Source organism: Megasphaera sp. SW808 (assembly GCF_012027795.1).
In the GTDB taxonomy this organism is placed as follows: Bacteria; Bacillota; Negativicutes; order Veillonellales; family Megasphaeraceae; genus Megasphaera; species Megasphaera stantonii.
On record NZ_SJOT01000004.1, the window covers coordinates 45,751 to 66,532 of the forward strand.

The 20,782-nt window shown below is 54.8% G+C and carries 17 protein-coding genes; all 17 read right to left on the reverse strand.

The genetic code is table 11. The features are described from left to right. Positions 1-390 precede the first annotated feature (390 nt). Positions 391-1,272: a hypothetical protein gene (locus tag E0L13_RS02525; RefSeq protein ID WP_168060061.1), complete on the reverse strand. Its 882-nt coding sequence runs from the start codon at positions 1,270-1,272 to the stop codon at positions 391-393. 78 nt (positions 1,273-1,350) lie between these two features. Further along, entirely contained in the window at positions 1,351-2,148 is a 798-nt protein-coding gene (gene thiD / locus E0L13_RS02530; protein ID WP_095630198.1) for a bifunctional hydroxymethylpyrimidine kinase/phosphomethylpyrimidine kinase, read from the reverse strand. A 26-nt stretch (positions 2,149-2,174) separates the two neighbouring features. After that, positions 2,175-2,660, reverse strand: a complete 486-nt coding sequence (locus E0L13_RS02535) for a histidine phosphatase family protein (RefSeq protein ID WP_240924637.1) — start codon at positions 2,658-2,660, stop codon at positions 2,175-2,177. Between the two features lie 193 nt (positions 2,661-2,853). Continuing rightward, a complete protein-coding gene (locus tag E0L13_RS02540; protein ID WP_168060063.1) occupies positions 2,854-3,768 on the reverse strand; it encodes a lysophospholipid acyltransferase family protein in 915 nt (304 codons plus the stop codon). 10 nt (positions 3,769-3,778) lie between these two features. Then, positions 3,779-4,807 (reverse strand): UDP-3-O-(3-hydroxymyristoyl)glucosamine N-acyltransferase, encoded by a 1,029-nt coding sequence (gene lpxD / locus E0L13_RS02545; RefSeq protein ID WP_168060065.1) that lies wholly within the window; start codon positions 4,805-4,807, stop codon positions 3,779-3,781. Between the two features lie 16 nt (positions 4,808-4,823). Beyond that, entirely contained in the window at positions 4,824-5,243 is a 420-nt protein-coding gene (locus E0L13_RS02550; protein ID WP_087477836.1) for an OmpH family outer membrane protein, read from the reverse strand. 19 nt (positions 5,244-5,262) lie between these two features. Further along, the gene (locus E0L13_RS02555; protein ID WP_168060067.1) at positions 5,263-6,192 is read right to left on the reverse strand and encodes an OmpH family outer membrane protein; all 930 of its coding nucleotides are present in this window, start codon (positions 6,190-6,192) and stop codon (positions 5,263-5,265) included. A 9-nt stretch (positions 6,193-6,201) separates the two neighbouring features. Next, positions 6,202-6,687: an OmpH family outer membrane protein gene (locus E0L13_RS02560; protein WP_087477838.1), complete on the reverse strand. Its 486-nt coding sequence runs from the start codon at positions 6,685-6,687 to the stop codon at positions 6,202-6,204. Between the two features lie 22 nt (positions 6,688-6,709). After that, on the reverse strand, positions 6,710-7,996 hold the full coding sequence (locus E0L13_RS02565) for a hypothetical protein (RefSeq protein WP_240924638.1): 1,287 nt from the start codon (positions 7,994-7,996) through the stop codon (positions 6,710-6,712). Between the two features lie 13 nt (positions 7,997-8,009). Further along, the gene (locus E0L13_RS02570; RefSeq protein WP_168060069.1) at positions 8,010-10,352 is read right to left on the reverse strand and encodes a BamA/TamA family outer membrane protein; all 2,343 of its coding nucleotides are present in this window, start codon (positions 10,350-10,352) and stop codon (positions 8,010-8,012) included. 13 nt (positions 10,353-10,365) lie between these two features. Further along, positions 10,366-10,944: a hypothetical protein gene (locus tag E0L13_RS02575; RefSeq protein ID WP_168060071.1), complete on the reverse strand. Its 579-nt coding sequence runs from the start codon at positions 10,942-10,944 to the stop codon at positions 10,366-10,368. A gap of 139 nt (positions 10,945-11,083) precedes the next feature. Then, complete coding sequence (locus E0L13_RS02580) at positions 11,084-11,722, reverse strand: sigma-70 family RNA polymerase sigma factor (RefSeq protein ID WP_168060073.1); 639 nt, start codon at positions 11,720-11,722, stop codon at positions 11,084-11,086. A 17-nt stretch (positions 11,723-11,739) separates the two neighbouring features. Next, complete coding sequence (locus E0L13_RS02585; protein ID WP_168060075.1) at positions 11,740-16,041, reverse strand: translocation/assembly module TamB domain-containing protein; 4,302 nt, start codon at positions 16,039-16,041, stop codon at positions 11,740-11,742. A gap of 207 nt (positions 16,042-16,248) precedes the next feature. Continuing rightward, on the reverse strand, positions 16,249-17,775 hold the full coding sequence (locus tag E0L13_RS02590; protein ID WP_168060077.1) for a TolC family protein: 1,527 nt from the start codon (positions 17,773-17,775) through the stop codon (positions 16,249-16,251). A gap of 54 nt (positions 17,776-17,829) precedes the next feature. Continuing rightward, positions 17,830-19,065: an MlaD family protein gene (locus tag E0L13_RS02595; protein ID WP_095630205.1), complete on the reverse strand. Its 1,236-nt coding sequence runs from the start codon at positions 19,063-19,065 to the stop codon at positions 17,830-17,832. Further along, positions 19,062-19,814, reverse strand: coding sequence for an ABC transporter ATP-binding protein (locus E0L13_RS02600; RefSeq protein WP_168060079.1), 753 nt, complete (start codon positions 19,812-19,814; stop codon positions 19,062-19,064). The genes E0L13_RS02595 and E0L13_RS02600 overlap by 4 nt, the downstream gene beginning before the upstream one ends. A gap of 8 nt (positions 19,815-19,822) precedes the next feature. Further along, positions 19,823-20,587 (reverse strand): ABC transporter permease, encoded by a 765-nt coding sequence (locus tag E0L13_RS02605; protein WP_087477847.1) that lies wholly within the window; start codon positions 20,585-20,587, stop codon positions 19,823-19,825. Positions 20,588-20,782: the final 195 nt, after the last annotated feature.

A 20,782-nucleotide genomic window follows, 5' to 3' on the forward strand; every position in this document is an offset into this window, starting at 1 on the left:
TTTTTACCTCCTGTACTATGAAATTTTATCCGTTCTAACTGTGTATATTGGATTGCCCGTCGGCCTGCGCCGACCTATTCTCCCGTGCAGGCAATCGATGCCAACTGTCTTATCAAAGATGCTTGCGTTCAGATATAACGAACAATAATGGACTTACCCTTCTATCATATTTTCCGTTATTTCTCTCCCTATGTCAATAATATGACTGTAAAATTCTACAATTTAAGGAAAAATTTAGAGTGCCGAGGCCGCCAGTTCATATATTTGTCCAGTTGCCGCGGTATATCCATGCCGCACGGCACATGTGCTTATAAAAAACAGCAGGACCGCAGCGACGATACCGCATACGGCCCTGATGCCAAAACATATGTAGATGTCTCCTTGCCACCCTTAAGCCGCTTTTGCCTCCGCGTCGTCGGAGCCCGGAATCGTTCCCGGAACGGCCGCTTCCTTGACTTCTTTCGGAGCCGTCAAATCGGCGTCTTTCGGAAGGGGCGCGCAGTCGATGGTCATGGAAATTTCGCTGTACTTGATGAACTGTTCCATGACGGCTTTATTCGCGTCGGATGCGTCGCTTTCAGCCAATACTTCCTGCGCAACGGCGCGCATCTGCGGCGTCAAAGGCATCGTCACCTTGGAAATCCGCTTGGTCTTCGGATCGACGGTTACATTGACCGTTATGTCGCCCGTTTTCTGCAGGGCCTGGAGAACCTTTGCAAAGCCTTCGGCCTGTTCTTTCTTATAGCCGTCGGCAGCCCATTTTTCCTTGTCGCCTTCGCGGTACAGGCGGCTCGCGTCATATACGACATCGTACGAATTCTTGCCGGCTGCCGTTACGGATTTCACGCCGGCCAGTACGTTGTGGTCGCCATGGAAGCGCTTGGAAATGGGATCGGCGCTCTTCAATTTGCGGGTTGCCTTTTTCCACGCGTTGTCGGCCTTCGAATCTTCATAGTAGATGTGCAGTACGTCGCCGTCCTGTTCCACATAACTGTGGACGGTCTTCGTGTTGTTCAGGACCTTCGCTACAGCTTCGCTCTTCATCTGGAAGGGTTCAGCCTGCATATCGATGGTGTTGGTCAGGGACACATTGCCCAAAAAAGGCATTTCCATATTGACCTGCAGGACGTATTCGCCTGTCGGTTCAGCCATCATATTGCGGGCCGCTTCTTCGTATACCTGCGACGGAGACGCCGCGAATGCCGCGCCGCTGGCCATAGCCAGGGCCGCGACCGTACAAAGAGCCTTTTTTACACGCATTCTTAAATTCATATTTCATTCCTCCTTGCGCAATAATAACTATTCCCGGAAAAGCCGAGGGACTGCCGGGGAATAACCTGAACACAGAAGCTACATGCCCGCCTTGCGGTACAGGCTGTAGAAATGATGGATAGGCCCGTGGCCTTTGCCAATCGGTTCGGCGTGGCTGATGCCGTCGAAGACGTACTGCTTGGCCGCCGCGACGGCGTCGGCCAGGTTCATGCCGTTCGCCAGATTGGAGGCGATGGCACTGGACAGGGAGCAGCCCGTGCCGTGAGTGCTCGTGCTTTCGACGCGGCGGCCTTTGAAATAATGGAAGCCTTCGCCGTCGTATAAGATGTCCGTCGCATCTTCTACGCGGTGGCCGCCTTTGACCAGCACGGCCTTCGCTCCTAAGGCTGCGATGTCCTTAGCCGCCTGTTCCATAGACGTAAAATCATCAATATGACGTCCCGTCAGCACTTCCGCTTCGGGAATATTCGGCGTCAGTACGTCTGCCAGGGGAATCAACTCCTCCTTCAGCGTCTGTTCTGCTTCTTCGGCCAGTAGCCGATGGCCGCTCGTCGCCACCATGACCGGGTCGACGACGACGAAGGGAGGCTTGTACTGGCGCAGCTTGCCGGCAATGATGCGGATCGTCTCGGGAACGCTGACCATGCCGATTTTCACAGCGTCTACCTCTATATCTTCAAATACAGCATCAATCTGCGATGCGATCATCTCCGGCGTCACGTCCATATATCCCCGCACGCCCTGCGTGTTCTGCGATACGACAGCCGTTATGACGTTCATGGCATAACAACCATGGGCGCAAAAGGTCTTGCAGTCCGCCGCCGCTCCGGCCCCGCCGGACGGGTCCGTCCCGGCAATCGATACTACGTGTTTCATAGGCTATACCTCCTAATTACTATCTATTATTTCTTTATCAGCTTTGCTGCCTTCGGGCTCATATACATGAGCAGCGACGCCGTGCCCCCGTTGCTGTCAAAGGGATCATAATCAAACAAGGCCATGCTGCCCGTTTTGAACTGTATATCCAGACCGGTCCATGCCTTAGTCCATTGCTCTAAATAGGGCGAATGGCCGACAATGCACACGACATCCCCGTCGCTCCCGCACAGAATATCCTTATAGACGGCGTCCAGATCACCGGCTGCAATGGCCGGATGGGTATGAAAGGCAGTATAGGGAATGCGCGTATCAAAAAACGCCGCCGTTTGACACGTGCGGATATACGGGCTGGCCCACAGGACGGTAGTCCCTTCGGGCCACCACAGCCGGGCGGCGTCGAGCATTGCCGCAGCCTGCTTCTTGCCCTTTTCAATCAGTTCCCGCTTTTTATCGTCCATTCCGTCATGGTACGGCTCGGCTTTGCCATGACGCATCAAACAAACATACATGATTCGTCAATTCTCCTTTGCTCCCGCGTATTTCACTGTACATTGTTTTACGCGGCTTCTTTGAGCTCCTGCGGCTCGCCTAATTTTTATTTATTATACCATAATTCAGCACGCATATATATTGCCCTGACAAAATTGTTAAAAAGCTGTAAAAATTGGCGCCGCCTACATTTCGGCAGCGCCAATGGATGAGCTAGTTCTGTTGTTCTTTCAGCTTTTGTTTCTCTTTATACCGTTTCGTCCATTTCCAGCGATTGTGAAGCCAGAACCATTCGTCGGGATACTTGCGGATATGTGCTTCCAGACGATCGTTCAGCTGCTGCGTAACGTCATATACGATCCGCTTCTTTTCTTCCTTCGACAGCGGCGTGTCGGACGTATAAGGCCGAATCGGCGGCAGCGCTTCTACGACGTAATGATAAGGTCTGTCTTCGTGAATGAAAATAGACAATATCGGATAGTTTTGTATGCCGGCCAGCTTCGCCGGGCCGTCGGCCGTCAGTGTATCCCGGCCGAACAGCTTGACCATGATGCCGGCATATCCCGGGTCCTGGTCCATGAGCAGGCCGATATAATGGCCCTTGGCCAAAAAACGTACCATGTCGCGGATGCCCGTCTTATACGTAACGTGCTGCTTCATCATCGCCCGGTATTCGTTGATAAACGTATCCGAGCCCTTATTGTCCTGCTGCTGCGCCACCGATATGAGAGGATAGCCGCTCATCGCCAAATACGCGCCGAGAAGCTCCCAGTTCCCTGCATGGGAAGCCATAAAAATCGCGCCCTCACCGCTCGCCTTGAGCTCGTCGAGATATTCTTTGCCATGAAACACGATTTTTTTATCGAGAATCTCTTTGTCATACACAGGATAGGACAGCACCTCGATGATCATACGGCCGAAGCGCGTCGTACTGGCTTTGGCGATCGCCATCGCTTCGCCGGCATCTGCCGTAAGGCCGCATTTAAGGATTTGATCCCGCGCCAAGATTTTGCGCTTCTTCGGCACAAAGGTCCAGAAAAAGGCGCCGAAAAACGCCCCCAAACTGCGGCGCATGAAAAAAGGAATATGGCAAATCAGAAAGCTGAGACATTTCATGAATGTATACATAGGCAGCCTCTTACATTCCCGCCTTTTTTTCTAATTCGGCAATTTTCTTTTCCAGAGCCTTGATCGTCTTGGCCATTTCAGGCAGACGTTTGATGTAAGCCTGCGTACGGCTCCATTCGATGTGCGGACGGACGGGGAATCCGGCGTAAACCTTATTGCCTTCCATATTTCCTGTAATCCCTGATTTTCCGGCAAATACAGCATTGTCGCCAATCGTAACGTGCCCCGTGCAGCCCGTTTGCCCGGCAAAAATAACGTGGTGGCCGACCTTCGTGCTGCCGGCAATCCCCGTCTGAGCGATAATAAAGCAATCTTCGCCGATTTCTACGTTATGGCCCAGGTGGACGAGGTTGTCGATTTTGGTTCCAGCAGCTACCTTTGTCGAACCGAGCGTCGCGTTGTCAATACACGTGCAGGCGCCGATTTCGACGTCGTCTCCGATTTCGACGTTGCCGATTTGGGGAATGCGCGTATGCTTGCCGTCTTTCGTAGCAAAGCCAAAGCCTTCGCCGCCGATGACGGCGTGAGCGCGGATAACGTCCCGTTCTCCCAGAACGCAGTTTTCATGAATAACGGCGCCGGGGAAAATCGTCGTCCCCTTACCGATGGAGACGTTGTCGCCAATGAATACGTAGGGATAGATGACGCAGTCTTCGCCGATCCTGACGTTCTTCCCGATGACGGCGTAGGCCATGACGGCGGCGTTTGCGCCTATGGCTGCGCTTTCATCGACAATCGCCGACGGGTGAACGCCCGATTGTACGGACTGACGAGGGTGAAACAGCACAAGGAGCTTGGAAAAAGCCAAGCGGGGATTCTCTACGATCACCAGGGTATTGTCGCCGGCAGGCACTTCTTTTTCAACCATAACGGCGCCGGCATGAACCTGAGGAAGATATTCCGTATAGGGATCGACGGCAAAGGTAATGTCCTGTTTCCCAGCTTCCGCCAATCCTTTGATATCCGAAATCACGGCGCTGCCGTCGCCAATCACAGTTCCGCCCAAAAATTCTGCTAATTCTTGCACTGTTTTTTCCACAATGTACACTCCTTTTTTACTGCAGCTTTGCAATTAACTCATCAGTCACGTCGATGCCGCCGTTAGGCACGGCTTCTTTCACCATGACGATGCCCACTTCTTTTTCTTTAGCGATTTCACCCAAGTTCGTCTGAATATCCGACATAAACTGCCGCTGCATGCTGGCAGCAAAAATATTCAATTCCTGCTGCGACTGCTGCTGCTTTTTTTGGAAGTCTTCAGCCGACATCGTGCTCTGCGCCTTCTGCAATTCCTCTGTTACGGACTTTTGCTTTTCTTCCGTTTTCTCTTTATATTTCTGTACGAGCGGCGCTTCTTTCCGCACCCGTTCCAAGTCGACGACGCCGACCCGGTCTTCGCCGCCGCATCCGGCAAGCATGCCGACGCACAGGGTTAACAGCGCGGCCGCCGTCAGCCGCTTCCACATTGTTTTCATCGTACAAATCCTCCTACTATCAGCCTAGTCTGGCAATAATATCGTCGGTGACATCCCGCGCCGTCCCTACGCCGGCGTATTCGCAGAAAATCATCTCAATGCCCTGCTCGTGCGCGACGTCGGCGGCTCTTGTCCTGATATCTGCCAGGATGGCCTCTTTGACATCTTTCATTTCCTTTTCTTTAGCCTGCAATTTCTCTTTCCACTGCCGGTTCCACGCTTCCGGCTCCGGCCGGTCCTGGAGAGAACTCAGCTGCGACTGGAAGGCGCTGCGGCTGTCGTCGCGGCGTTTTTCCAAATCGCCTTTTACGGTCTTGGCGTATTCTTCCAGCTCTTTCTGCGCCTTTTCCCGATAGGGAGCCATTTCCTTATCGATTTCCGCCGCCGTCTCGCCGCTGATTACGACGCTGGGTTCCGCCGATTTCAGCAGCTGGGCCAGCTCCGCTTCAGCGGCCTGCCGTTCTTCCTGGCTCAAGACCAGATTTTGCAGCTTCAGCTGCAAATTGACGATTTTCAGCGAATCAGCATTCGAAATCATAGGCTGCGACTTCCTCTTTTCCTGCAGTATCTTATCGTACTGCTGCTTCAGGCCGTTGTTTAACTCCTGTTCCTTCAGCAGCACCTTGGCCTGCAGCTCCTGATTCAGCGCCGCCGTCCCGGCAGCATCTACAGCGGCGAACTGCTGCGACGCAAGGCCTTCTGCCGCCGCCTTATGGGAGTAATTCCACTGCTCAAACTGATATTGGGCAACCATAGCGTTGTATTCCAGCTCCAGCCGATGGTATTCGCTGTATCTGGGATGACTCATAACCACGTGCTCCAGGTCGACATAGGCATACAAAGGCCCTGTCTCCGATACCTGATTTCGTTGTTCCATCGCACTCCAGCCTGCGCCTATGCAGGCGGCTATGACGACGGCGCCGATAACTGCCGCATATATCCGTTTCATGAGATCTCCTTATTTGGACTGAGAATCGTTCAGCTGCTTCGCTACTTGATCGGTAATGTCCGTACCGCCGTACAGAACGACGCGCTTATCTACAACGAGGCTGAGGCCCTTCGTGCTGGCAACGGAACCAATAGCCGTATCGACTTTATCCTTCATGCCTTTGAAGATTTCTTCCTGCTTCTGGTTCATTTCTTCCTGCATTTTCTGGAACAGTGCCTGCTTCTGTTCGTCTGTCATATTTGCAGACTGTTCGTCAAACTGCTTCTGCATGTCTTCACCGGCCTGCTGAAGCTGCTTCTGCGCCTCTACGGCATCCTGATTATCCGGCGTGATGACTTTGCTCATATCTACGACGCCGATATTGCTCGACGGCGCAGCGTTGACGGGATTTCCCATCTGCATGACAGCTAAGCCGGCAATACTGAGAACGAAGACGACGGCGATTACGCCGGAAAAAATTTTAATATTTCGTTTTTTACCCATTTCTGACATCATAACGGCATGTACTCCTTTATGTTTACAAATATCCGATGACCCTGAGCCAATTGTCATGGTCGGATACGATATATTCTAACCCGATGTATTCGTGGACGCGGTAGGTCAGGCCGATTTCGTCCTCATGGTTTGTCAAGTCCCTGTCGAAGCGAAGCATCCATTTTTTGCCCAGGTACTGGCGTACCCATACATGGCTGCTGTCGTCATCCGTCTCGTACTGATAGCCCAGACGGGTATATTTTCCCCAGCGGTAGAAGTAGCCGGGAATGATATTCCAATCGACGGAGCTGGGCATGAATTCCACCTGCGTATATACCTCGTGATGGCCGCCGATTTTGCGGCCTAAGTGAGCTTTTAAAACCGTGTCGTCGCCGCTGTTGTCGTCGCGGCCGACGTCGACGTAAGCCCCGGCCTGAATATCGTAAAAATCAGTATGGGAACGCAGCTGGATCTTCATATTTTCGCCGATTTCCACGACAGGGTCAACTTTCAGCTTATACTTGCGAATAACCCATTGGCTGTCTACGCTCCGGCGCAGGTCAGCCTGTATATCTCGTTCATGACGGTGCACAAACGCCACGGGCAGGCCTTCCAGCCCGGCGTAGCGTTCTTCTATGTTCTTGCGGGCGCTGAGGAAAATCACCCTCGGCAGATGTTCCGCCTCGATCGCTACGTCTACGTTGCGCACTACAGGCAGCTTCGGCAGCAAGTAAATCTGCACCTCCGCCCTGCGCCCCGGCGTAATGGCGATATGGGGATAAAATTCCGGCAGCTGGCTTTCCAGCTCGCTTTCCATCACGGCTTTTATCGTGCCGTTCGCCCAGTCCAGGGCGTCGACAGGCAGGCCGACGAGGAGATTTTCCACGATAGACGAAGCATTGCGCAAATCGCCGTCGGCCAGGCGGCGGCCCATATCGGGAAGGGCGCCGTAATCTACATGCATGGCAACAGATTGAATCGTCTCTCCCCACGGGCGGATCTGTACGGCCAACGTCGTGTCCTCGCCCGGCTGAATCTGAATCGATTCCACGGTGTAGCCGATGAGGACCCGATTGACGATATCGTTAATAATCCGGTTATATTCCTCGCCGTTTGCCAGCACCTCGCCGCTGTCATGGGTCAGCAGCACGTGGTTTCCTACGGTTTGAATGCTGGCCGCAATGCGCTTCTGCACCAAGGGCGGCATCTTCTCCTGTACGGAGGAAACGCTGACGCTGACATGCGCGATGGGAGCCGCCCATGCGCCGCCCACACTGCAGCAGGCGCATACGACTGCTCCCAAGCCCGCTCGAAGTATAGTCGCTTTCATTGGTCCGACAACATTAGAACTTGCCGCCGAAGCTGAAGTGGAACTTGCCGCCTTCATCGCCTACGCCGTAATCGAGACGAATCGGCCCGATAGGCGTCGTGACGCGGAAGCCCAAGCCGCCGGCTACGTGCAGCTCGTCATTGTCATGGTACCAGGGAACCTTATCCGTGCCGCCCCAGGCGTTGCCGGCATCGACAAAGAATACGCCCTGTACCTTTTTAGCAATGGGATAACGGTATTCGATCGTACCTAAATACATCTTATCGCCGCGGAATTCATCGTCTTCAAAGCCACGGAGGTTATCGGCGCCGCCCAGCGTGAACAGGTCATTGTACGGCATGTCGCCGCTGGCAATACCGCCCATAAGGCGGACGGCGATGACGTGGGCATGGCCGACCTTGTAATACAGGCGATTTTCAGCAATAAATTTGAAGTAATCAAAATCGCCGCCCAAGCCGTTGCCGGCCCAAACGCCCGTAAAGGACAAGCGTTTGCCCCGCGTCGGATCGAAGACGTTGTCGCGGTTATCGAATACATGGGACCAACGCAGGCTGTTCGTACGGCCGAAGTTGTCGTCCATGTAATCGTGATATTCCGGATGATTAGGATCCTTCGATAATTCTGGATAATTTAAGCCGCTGTTATAATCTTTATACTTCGTTTCCTTCGTTTCCAACGTTACGAAGTCGCTGACGTATTCGCTGCGGACGCGGCCGTAGGTAATGTTGAAGCCGCGGGTCTGGCGGTCGTAATCGGCTACTTCGTCGCCGTTTTCGTCATAGTCGTTGTAATCATTTTCGCGGTCGAACAAGCTGAAACCGATGGAATCGCCCTGGTCGTTGAGCCACGGATGAGTATAGGAGAAAATATAGTTCTTATTGGAGTTGGTTTCGCCGCCGAATTCCCACTGGATGCTGACCTTGTCGCCCGTACCGCGCAGGTTCGTTTCGCTCAGGCCCAGGATACCTACCAGGCCGTCCGAATCGGAATAGCCGGCGCCGATAGTAACGGTACCTGTTTTCTGTTCTACGACATCGATTTCAACGATGACGTCCTGGGCGTTTTTCTGGCCCGGCAGAAGGCGGACGTTGACGTCTTCAAAGTAGCCCGTATTATAGACGCGCTGAATGCTTCGGCTGGCAACTTCGCGGTTAAATACGTCGCCCTTCTTGAAACGCAGTTCGCGGAGAATGACCTTATCACGAGTCTTCGTATTGCCCCGCAGGGAGATGTCTTCTACATGGACTTCGGAGATGCCGATGTGGAGAATCCCCTCTTCGTCGAGGCTGACTTCCGATACGCGGTTCAGCATGTAGCCGGCGTTATTGTACGTCGTATTGATAGCGGCAATGTCGCGGCTGACAATAGACGTATTGAGCACCGAGCCCGGCGTAATCGTAATGAGCTTTTTAATATCGCCGTCCGAAAGAGACTTATTCCCTGTAATTTCTATGCCGTTGACAACAGGGTTCATCTGAACGGTGTAATTCAGCATAACCCCTTCGGGTACGTTGGTAAAGGACGGCTTCACTGTAGAAAAGATGCCCGTCGAGCCGATGACGTTCAAGTCATGGCGGATATAGGCCATATTGACGGCATCGCCGACGCGCATAGCCAATCGCGGAAGAATGTTTTCTTCAATTTTTTCATCCGGCACCGGGCTGACCGTAACGGACGTAGCCGTCTTGTTGAGGTACGGCGCGACGTCGCTGTCCGATACGAGGCTGCCGTAGGGCAGGTTGACCCCGCCTTCCGGCGGAATGACAGCCATAGGATAGTTGGGAACGCTGGAATCTACGACAAAATCGCCGATTCTGGCCGGGAACTGTACCGGCGTGCCCGGCAGTTTGGGAGCAGGCGCAGCCGGAGCTGCTGCAGGCTGAGATGCAGCGTCAGATGCTGCAGCCGGAGCCGTTTCAGCAGAAGCCGCCGTTTCCGCTGCCTGCGGCGCAGCTTCAGATCCAGTACCTGGAACAGCAATAGGAGCGGCACTTTCCTGGGAAGAAGCTTCGGCGGCCTTATGAATTTCTTCCGGCGTCTTGCCTTCAGCAATTGCTGCCAGCTCTTCCTCCGTTTCATACCCAGTCAGCCCCGATTGGGCCGCCGCCATCGTATCCTGCGTCGCCTTATCGGCCCGCGCCGTTATCGTCGCATTGACGGCCATCTTTTCAGTGCCCGACATTCCTGCAGCCGAAACAACATCGGCGGCGACGACGTCCTTACCTACCGGTTCATATCCCGTCGCGCCGGCAGCCGGAGCCGGCTGCGCTACCGTTTCGTCGCTTGCCCATACGGGGCAGGTCATCATTGCGCTGGTCATCATCAAGACAAGAAGCTTCTTCTTCCGCGTATTCATACAAAACCTCCATTTATTTATTCTTTACGTCCGTACCGCGCAGGCTATGGCGCGCATCTCGTACGGCCTGCTGTATCTGCGCGTCTGTCAGCACCTCTTTCGGCGCCGGCGCGCTGCGTTGAATCGGCGCGGCAGCTTCTGGTGCCGAAGCAGGCGCCGCTGCGTCATCGCGTTGTTCCTGCGAGGCGGTCGGCCTCGACGCAGCGGCAGGCTCTGCCTGAGCCTGCCGCCTTGTATATGGTTCAGGCTGCGCCGCCGTCCTAGCCGGTGCAGCCGGCAATTTTTCAGGAGACTGCTGCCGGACTACCGGTATGGCGTCCCGCGCCGGCAACGCCGTCGAAGGGCTTTCCCTGGTCGCGGCATACCACAATCCGGCGGCCATAACGGCAATCCCCATGGCCGCTGCGACGCGAAGTTTAGCGCGCACCTTCAGGCCATGGCGTTTCCGCAGATTTTTCATCTCTGCTTCTGCCAGCATGAGATTCAGTTCTCCCTGGATTTCAGACTGGCGGTCAAAGGACTGCTCCGCTTTTTCCAGCCACATCTTAGCCGACCGGACATGTTCAGCTATATTATTGCCTGATTTTCCCATATGCTGCTGACTCCTTTCTGAACATACCTATAGTATCCTGGCACAGGGCCTCGTTTGTAACAGAAAAAAATCAGCAAAATTCCTATATTACACGAAAAATACTCACTAAATCTTTATTTTTCTAAGGAAAACACCTCGGTTACTTCTTTTTGCAGTCGTGAATAAACTGACTGAGCATGCCGCGAACGCGGCGAATCCCCCGTTTCTGCAGGCGGTAGACATAAGGCAGGCTCACGTCCATGTCGCGGGCCAGATATTTCTGCTGCTTGTCCTGCAAATACACGCCCTCAAGGACGGCCTGCTCCTTCTGCGGCAGACGCTGCAGCGTCTTGGCTACGTGTTCAAACAGCAATCGGCGCCCCGTCTGCTCTGCAATATCTACGTCTTCGTCAGGAAGCATTTCCCGCAGCGTCAATCCGTTTTCATCAGGCTCGTCGATGGACAAGGACGCCATGCTGCCTTCCTTATTCAGGTAGTCAACGATTTCTCCCCGAATGCGGTGTACGGCAAACAAAGGAAAAGCCACATTGCGCCGGTAGTCAAAGCGCTCGACGGCTTCGATGAGGCCGACCGTCCCTTCCTGCACGGCGTCGGGCAGCAAATCTGCCCGGATATGCCAGCGCATCGCCTCTTTGAATACGAGAGGCTGATACTGCTCGATGAGCTTTCTGCGGCTGGCCATATCGCCGTCGTCCTTGTACGCCTTCCATAAGGCCCGCTCTTCCTCCGGCGTCAAGAGGGAAATGCGCTTTAATTCTTCTAAATATCGTTCCAGCACGCCGTCCCCTCCTGTTCCTAATAGAATGAATAGCGGTACATGCCGCCGACAAAACTGTCGTCGTCGGACGTCCAGGCGTTGACGCTGAACCGGCTGCCCAAATCATACTGGGCGCCGAAGCGGTTATCGTCGTGATTTAACCCGAAAGCCGCCGTAAGCATGAAGTTATCAAACAGATATTTGCCCATTTCGATGTTGTAATAGTTGTTGCTTACATCGCTGTGCTTGTCGCTGAAATCCAAAGACCCGTTGGTAACGGTCAGCATGTCCAGATACAGCGCCTTTTCCAGCTCCTGCGTAATACCCAGGCTGTTCAGGGTCATGCGGATGCCTGACCCGACGAGGGTACTCATGTCCTCGCTGTTCAGGGAGCTCTGCTGCTTACTGCTGCTGTTGCGCAGCGTAATCAAGGAAATGATCTGCTGCTTCGTAAGCGGCGGGTCCGACCGCAGCACCAGGTCCATATTTTCTACAGGACCTCGGAGCGTCAGCAAGACGCCGTACTGGCCGACGCGCGTGTTCCCTTCGATGTCGACAGACGGCAGGAACGAGCCGAACTGATTAAAGTCAGCCCGGGCTTTAGACAGGCGGAACGTCGTATTTAAGTAATAGACCGTCCCGCGCGACGCTTCGAACCGGCCCGACGGCATGGGCCATGTCGTCGATCCTCTGAAACGAGCAGAGCCATTTACCATTAAATCATATAATGCCGGATTATACAACCTTACTTTTTCCCCTAAGTTTACAGAAACGTCCAATTCCAACTCGGGAGCGCTGGAACTATCGGAAAAGCTCAGGGGTATATCCAGGGTCGTGTTCGCTATATCGATAGAACCGCTCAGCTTAGGACCTCGCTGACCTTCGCCTAAGGTAAAGGTTCCGTTCAGCGGCCCCTTAAAATAATCGCAGTCCAAGGCCAGTTGATTCAAAAACAGATTGCCTTCATACTTTGTCAACTGCCAGCCGTCCCAGGCGGCCTGGCCTTGGACGAAAACACTGCCCGGATCTTTGGCTCCTTTTTTGTCCATCGTCGCCGAGGCGGTTACAGAGACGTTCTGGCCGCCAAATACGATATTGCCCGTAATGTGTTCCAGCGGATAGGCGACATCGCTGAACTGGATGGAACCGTCCTGCACGCTCACGCTGCCGTGTATCTGAGGCTCTGCCAGCGTGCCTCCCAGCTGCAGAGACCCTTCGACGCCGCCCTGCGCCGATTCGACGGCAGGCGTTAGGACTGCTAAAATATCCAGCCCCGTGTTGTCGAGCTTGAGCGTCACGTCCATCGGCTCGGCGCCCCGCCCGCCGTGAAGCGCGCTGACGGGTATGTCGCCGTAGGCCGCGACTTTATAGGGATCGCGGGCTAAATAGGCCTGATCGATATGTATATTTCCATCGCGGATGTTCAATAAGGCAAAGCCGTTGGTGAAGTCTACGCCGTTAATAGCGCCGCCGTTCAGCTGCGCCGACACGTCGGCTTCCAAATCGTCGCCCGTACCGCCCAGGGCCGCGGCAAAATCAATGGGCGTATCGACGTCTACGTCAGTCTGCCCCAAAATATCCAGCAAGGCCCGGGACGGGAAATTGCGGGCCGCCACCTGCATATCGACGGGACCGTGGAAGGCATAAGTCCCCTTCGCGGCCAGCAGGCTGTCGCCGGTCTTCAGGGACAGCTTATTGACCTGTACCGTTCCCTTTTCCAGGCGAATATCTATATCTGCCGGTTCGACAGCTTGTCCGGCCAGCGACGCGTCCGTAATCTGCCCTATAATAGACGCTTTCGGATCAGACGCCGTCCCTTCCAAATCAATTTGGCCGTTTATATGGCCTTCTACATTCTGTACAGGCACGGCGGCCAGCTTCAGGATGCTGGCAATATCGCCGTTGCGAACGCCGGCCTGTCCGCGCATCCAACCGTCTTCCGTACGGTACAGCAGGTTCGCATCGTACGAGCCGTCGCTTTGGTCAAAGTGCAGATCCGTCAGGCGCACCAGCTTGTCATAATAGGCAAAATCACCACGTACGTTCGTCAGCTCCATGCCGTTGATCGTAAGCGTATCAGCCCGCAGAGAGCCTCCGGCCGTCGGGTTGTCCGGCGTGCCGCCAATATGGGCGCTGACGTTGAACACGCCGCTCCGCGGCAGGCGGCTGCGCGGCATCATGCGGGAAATATCCAGTTCCTTTCCTTCAATATCCAGGTTCAAGGACTGGCCGACAGAGCCCTGTACGGATACAGACGCGTTGTACGACGAAATATCGCCGTTCGAAATATAAAGGACGCCCTGATCCAGGCGATAGTCGGCGCTGATATTTTTATATAAGTACCCGGCGTAGGAACCGCTGGTCAAGTGGAAGGTCCCCTCTGCGACCGGGTCGTCTATGGTTCCGCGAATCGACACGGTATTATCCGCCCAGCCCGTCATGGGTAAATCGCCCTGCCCAATCGCCGGCAGGAGTTTTTCCAGGCGCATGTGCTCCGTAGTCATCGTCCCGCTGACGGCTCGCGTATCTAAATCTACCGTTCCCGACAGTGTATGAACGCCGTCTTTATATCGCCAGTACGCAGCAGGGATTTCAATTTGACGGCCGACGCCGCGAAGGGTCCCGTCGATAGAATCAAAGGCCAAGTGCTGAATCGAGCCGTTCCGCCCACTGACAGACAACTCCCACTGCAGGTCGGGGCCGTATACATGGCCTGCCGCCGACACAGAGCCGCTCATAGGCACGGAGGCGGCAGAGCTCAGCACGTCGAGGGACACGTTTTCTGCCGTAAAGGCAATGTTCGGCGCGCCCGTATGCATATTATAGGTACCGCCGCCCCGAATTGTGCCGCCGCCGACAGCCATGTCCAAATTTGACAGGGTAATAACTCCGTCGGTGTAGGAAAAATCGGCGGTACTGCGATCCGATTCTATGCTGTCGTATGAAAGGCCGTATGCTTCCGCCCGACCCAAGGCCTGTACCGTACCGCTCTGGAGATTGCCGGCCGCCTGTACCTCTGCCGAAACAGACCCCAATACAGAAACGGGGACCGCAGGAATCTGCGACAAGTCGACAGACGCAGCCTTCGCCTCGGCAGTAAAATCGCCCGTATCGGCATGATAAGCGCCGCGGCCCGTAATCTCGCCTCCGGCGGCATGGGCTTTTAGATTTTCGATCTGCGCCACGTGGTCTGCGTAGGAAATATCCGCCACGCCGTCGTCGAGAAGCCAGCCGTCGTAAGCGACGTTCGAAGCGGTGAGCTTGCCCTTGCCGCTTACGTCGTCGGCCGTCCCCCACAGGGTTCCCTTAAATCCGACTGTACCGGAAACGGGAGCCGGTATAAATTCAGAAAAAGCGTCCAGCGCCGCACCCGGCACGTCGACGTCTATATTGAATACAGGAGACGCGCCGTTGGTCTTCACAATGCCGTCGGCCTGAAATTCCTGGCCGTTGATCGTCCCCGATACACCTTTCAGCAGCACATCGTCCGTCCCCAGGGAAACATGGCCCGTAAGCCCGTCTACGCTGAGGCCGTACGCGGCGGCTGCGCCGTCTGCAATGTCGGCCTGCCCCGATACGAAGAGGCCGTCTTTGCCGTCGGCTACCCGCGCTTTTACATTCTCGGCAGCGCCGCCGAGAATCGTCACGTCTACGTCCTTTGGAATAAAGGGAGCGGCATACGACGCGTCGATGCGTTCGGCCTGTATCGTCATATCATATTGCCGCGCCGACGTATACGTTCCCGAAAGAGTCAGGTCGTGGTCGTCCAGCGAGGCGTCGGCTGTCAAGGCAATGGCCTTGGGGTAGTCGGCAAAGGACACGGAGCCGTCTACGTCTTCCAAAGCCACCGTCCTGCCGCTTCCATCAGGCAGCAGCACGCGCACGACGCCGTCGCTCAGGCGCACGACGCCGTAAAAATCTGCGCCTCTTTCCGTATCGCTCGGTTTAATAAGGGCCGCGGCATTCCACGAGCCGTCTTCATTTTCCCAGAGATGCACTACGGGCTTGTCGACGGCTACTGTATCCAGCGACGCCAATACGTTCCCATCCCATAGAGAAGGCAGTATTTTGACGGGATTGACATACACGTCGATATCTTCGCTTTCCAGCACGATCCGCCCTTTCGCGTCGCGGATAACCGGCCGGGATATGGTTACCTTCCCCGTCAGGGAAATATCCATCGACGCGAAGGATAAGGTTCCGTTTAGCTTGCTATTTGCTGTTGTCGTTACGATTTCGCTCAGCTGCTGCGTTAAAGCCGGTTTTTCCATCCAAAAAGCCGCCGTGGCCGACAGAAAAAAGGCCGACGCAACGCAGCCGGCTATCCATTTTTTCTTCACGCCGAGTCTCCCGCATGTACATATAAAAAACAAAAGTGTATGAATCTCTTTTTATTCTACCTAGGCCGGTACATAAAATCAAGAAATATATGGCGTCCTTCAAAAATTGTTTAAAACTTGTGACACGCCGTCTGTATTGCAAAGAAGGTCATAAGCCGCCGTCCCGATGGACAGCGCTTATGACCTTGCAATACGCCTGTATATAATTTATTCCGTCATGGACGGGATGACGACGCCGGACCGAACGTCTACGCCCATCGCCTGTTCCAGCTGGGCAATGCCGACGTTATAGTCGTACAGCGCCTGAATGTAGTTCGTCTGCGCCTGATTCAGGTTTAACTGCGCGTCGAGAACGTCCAAGTTGATGCCGACGCCGGCCTGATAGCGGACGCGGGCAATCTTGAAGCTTTCTTCGGCTTCAGCGACGGCAGACTGGCTGGCTTCTACGCGCTGCGCGGCGCTGCGGATGTTCAGGTAAGCCTGCTTAACGGCCAGCTGAACGGCTTCGCGGGTCTGCTGTTCCGTTTCGCGGGCAGCCAGCAGGGCCTGCTTGGCTTGTTTAACGCGGGCGTTCGTCGCGCCGCCGTCAAAGAAGCTGAACGTAATGCCGCCCGTTACGCGCCATGCGCTGTTGCCCGAGCCGGGGAAATCTTCGTCGCTCCAGTCGTTGCCGGCTCCGATAGATACGCTTGGCATATTGCCGGCGTTGGCGATGCCGATATTTTCTTCAGCCTGACGGACGCTCAGCGCGGCCTGCAGGACTTCCGGCCGGTATTTCATGGCGTAGTCCAAGGCTTCCTGAAGGGAAATATCATACGATTCGAAGGGAAGATGATGGTCTACGAGCTCCAGCTTCGTCTGCAGCGGCAAGCCGAGGATGTTGTTCAGGTTCGCTTCGGCAACGGCGACGTTGTTGTCTGCCGTGACGGCGTTCGTCTTGGCGTCGGCCAGGGAGACGTTCGACGTGAGGACGTCGAGCTTGGCGACGGTGCCGACATTGTACTGGGCCGTGACGTTGTCGACGTGGCCCTGCATATTCGTGACCGCTTCATGGTATACGTCGCGCAGCTCTTCATATGCCAGCAGGCCGAAATAGCCCTGAACGGCCGAAAGCTTTGTCGCCTGTTCTACCCGCAGGATTTCTTCCTGGGCGCTGGTCTTGCCCAGCTTAGCCACGGCAATCTGCCCTTCTACGCGGCCGCCCGTATAGAGGGGAATATTGACGCTCAGGCCGTGACCGAAGGAGTTGGTAATGCTGTCCCGGTTATTCATGCCGGAGCTGCCGCTGTTTTCACGGCGCGACGCGTCGAAGGTGTAGCTGAACTGAGGCATTTTGCCGGCCCGCGCTTCATCGATGTAGTATTCGGCGCTCTTCAGGTCATAATGGGCGACCTTGATATCGCGGTTGTAATCCAGGGCCATCTGCACGGTCTTGGGCAGCGTCAGCTCGACGGCCTGATCCGGAGCTACCCGGCCGATGACGATAACCGGGTCCTGCTCTTTTTTAGCGGCGCGCTTCTGCGCTTTCTTTTCCGATTCCGCCGCGATCTGGCGGGCTAATTCTTCCCGCAGAGCCGGCGTCACGTCGACAGGACGCACTTTCGCGACGCTTACCGGCGCTTTCGGCGCCGCTTCAGCCGATGCCTGGGCAGTGTCTTCCGCAAAGGCCGACGCGCCTCCCAAAGCCGTTACCATCATGGCGATGATTATCTTTCTGTACAAATTCTTATTCATCTTGGGTACCCCCGTCAATTATTTTCTATCCTTTATCATAAAACTGGAAATATGCTAAAAAGCATAGTTGATGCCGTAATAATTGCCGCCGTCGCTCCTGTCCATGGGACGGGTAAACTGGCCGAATAAATAAATATCCGGCAAGATGCGGTACTGGGCCTTCACGCGGTACCGCCAGTCGTTGGGGTCGTACCCCTCCAGGCTCAGGCGGAACGGCCCGTCGGCGAATAAATCGACGCCGACGCCCAAATCGCCGTTGATCAGGCCGAAGCGGCTGTCAAACCAGGAACTGCGGCGTCCAAACTGCAAGTTTAGATTCGTACCGTTGCCAATACTTTCAGCTCCGACCAAAGCGAAGGAATTGTTCCGGTACAACCTAAAATTTGCATGAGCCCCGCTTTCACTTTGCGTATCATTATACAGGAAGCCCGCTTCTCCTTCAAACTTCACGTCGCCGCTGCCGCCGAGGATATTGTTGACCTTCGTCGTGATCTCGGCCGTATTGTGCAGCGTCGTCTGAATGTCTGCCTGGCTCTGCGGATTGGTCGTCATCGTTTCCATAGAGCGGGCAATTGTATCGAAGCGTTCCGTAATATTTTTCATATTGGCGGCCATTTCCCGGACGTTGGCCGACGTAGCCCCGTCGCCGTCCAGCTGCTGCAGCGACGCGTTCATCTGCGCCGTCATCGCCGCCATATTGGCCGTAATCTGCTGAATATTCGCGGCGTTGGCCTCCATCATGGCGCTGGTCTGTCCCGTAATGGCTTCTACATTTTGAATAGAACCGCGCATTGCCGCCTGGGTCTTGGCGTCGCCGAGGATAGCGTTGATATTTTTTATCATATCGTTGGCGCCGTTGATCAGCGTGCCGGCGCTGTTCATCATGTCGTCCATGGTTTTGCCCTGATTGCTGTTCAGGGTATCGCCGTCGGCCAGGATATTGTTTTTATCATTGCCCGGCGTAATCGCTACGATTTTTTCGCCCAGCAGGCCGTCCGTCGTAATCGCCACCCGCGAATCCTTGGGAATTTCCGTCCCTTCATCAATCCGCAGCACGATATCCACGCCGTTCCGAAGGGGCGTGACCTTTTCTACCTTGCCGACATGGACGCCTACGTAGCGTACGGAATTCCCCTGCTGCAAGCCGTTGGCGTCATGAAATACGGTGTGAACCTCGAAGCCGGGATTGCCGAATATCTCGGCGTGGGCCAAGGTGATGATGACATATGTAAATACCAGGACGCCGACAATGGTTACGAGGCCGACCTTGGCTTCCGCACTCCATCTCATAGCATCGTCTCCCTTTCCTCGGGCAGCTCGCCGCCGTAAATAAACTGCAGTACTTCCCGATCTTCTGTATGTTTAAATTCTTCCTTCGGCGCAATCAGCCTGAACCTGCCGCCCTGCAGGAAGGCTATCCTGTCTGCGGCATAAAAGGCCGACCGCATATCGTGCGTGACGAGAATCGACGTGGCTTTCAAATGCCGCTGCATGCCGACAATAAGGCGGTTAATATCCATGCTCCGCAGCGGGTCCAGCCCGGCCGTCGGTTCGTCGTATAAAATAGTCTTCGGGTCCAGGGCGATTGCCCGGGCCAGGCTGACGCGCTTTTTCATGCCGCCGGACAAATCGTTGGGCATCATGTCCTCAATGCCCTCCAATCCGACGAAGCTGAGCTTTTCCCTGACGATTGCCTGTATTTCCTCCTCGCTGCAGCGCGTACGCTGCCGCGGGCCGAAAGCCACGTTCTCCCCTACGGTCATAGAGTCGAACAGCGCCGAGTATTGAAACACCATGCCCATATTCCGGCGCATTTCATTGAGCTGCTCTTCATCATACGGCGTAATATCTGCGCCATCCACAAAAATGCGGCCCCTTGTCGGCTTCTGCAGGCCGATGATCAGCCGCAGGATCGTACTTTTCCCCGAACCGCTGGCCCCTAAAATGGCCAGCGTCTCCCCGTCGCAGATGTCGAGGTCGACGCCGTCCAGGACAACCTGGCTTCCATAGGCTACGGTTACATCGCGCAAACTAATCATAGGCTCTCCTAATACAAAATGACAGACAATAGGTAATTGCATATAAAGATAAAAATAATGGACGTGACGACAGACTTAGTCGTCGCCTGGCCTACGCCCTCTGCGCCGCTCTTGGCGTGCATGCCTTCATAGCAGGCTATCAGGGCGATAATGCCGCCGAAAAACATGGCCTTGATCAGGCCGTATACGATGTCTCCTACCTCGGTAAACAGCTCGACGGAATTCATATACGTAAAATGAGTCAGGCCGGCGCCAAAGGTCGCTACGGCATAGCCTCCGGCCGTACCGATGACATACCCGTAAAACGACAGGATCGGCACCATGATGACGCAGGCGACGAAACGGGGTACGACGAGGTAGGCAATCGGATTGACAGCCATGCAGCGCAGGGCGTCGATTTGCTCCGTAACCTTCATCGTGCCCAGCTCGGCCGTCATGGCCGCACCTACGCGGCCGGCGACGACGACGCCGGTCAGAATCGGCCCCAGCTCGCGGCCCATGGCGATAGACATGACGCCGCCCAAGGTAGACTGGGCGCCGTACCGCAGCAGGATATCCACGATCTGCAGGGTCATGACCATGCCGGCAAAGAGAAGGGTCAGGCTGACGATGGGCAGGGAATTGACCCCCAAATGAGCCATCTGCGCGACCGTCAAGCCGCGCTGAATTTTGGGAAGCTGTCTCAGGGTTTGGATAAATAAAATAGCTAGAACGCCGACCTGTTCAAAGATATGAAGGGTAAAGCGCCCTACTCTCTCCAATGCCTCCTGCACCGACAACCACTCCTCTCCGGCTTCAATTTCTCCGTCTATTTTACTATACCATCAATAATGGGCCGCTGTAAAACGAGAAACGAGAATTGTTAAAAAATTGTTAGAAAACTGAAAAAACCTTTTGAGTTTTCTTATAAATAAGATAATAGCATTTTATCCTGCAAATGGCAAGAAAAAAGATGGCTCCGTCCCGTC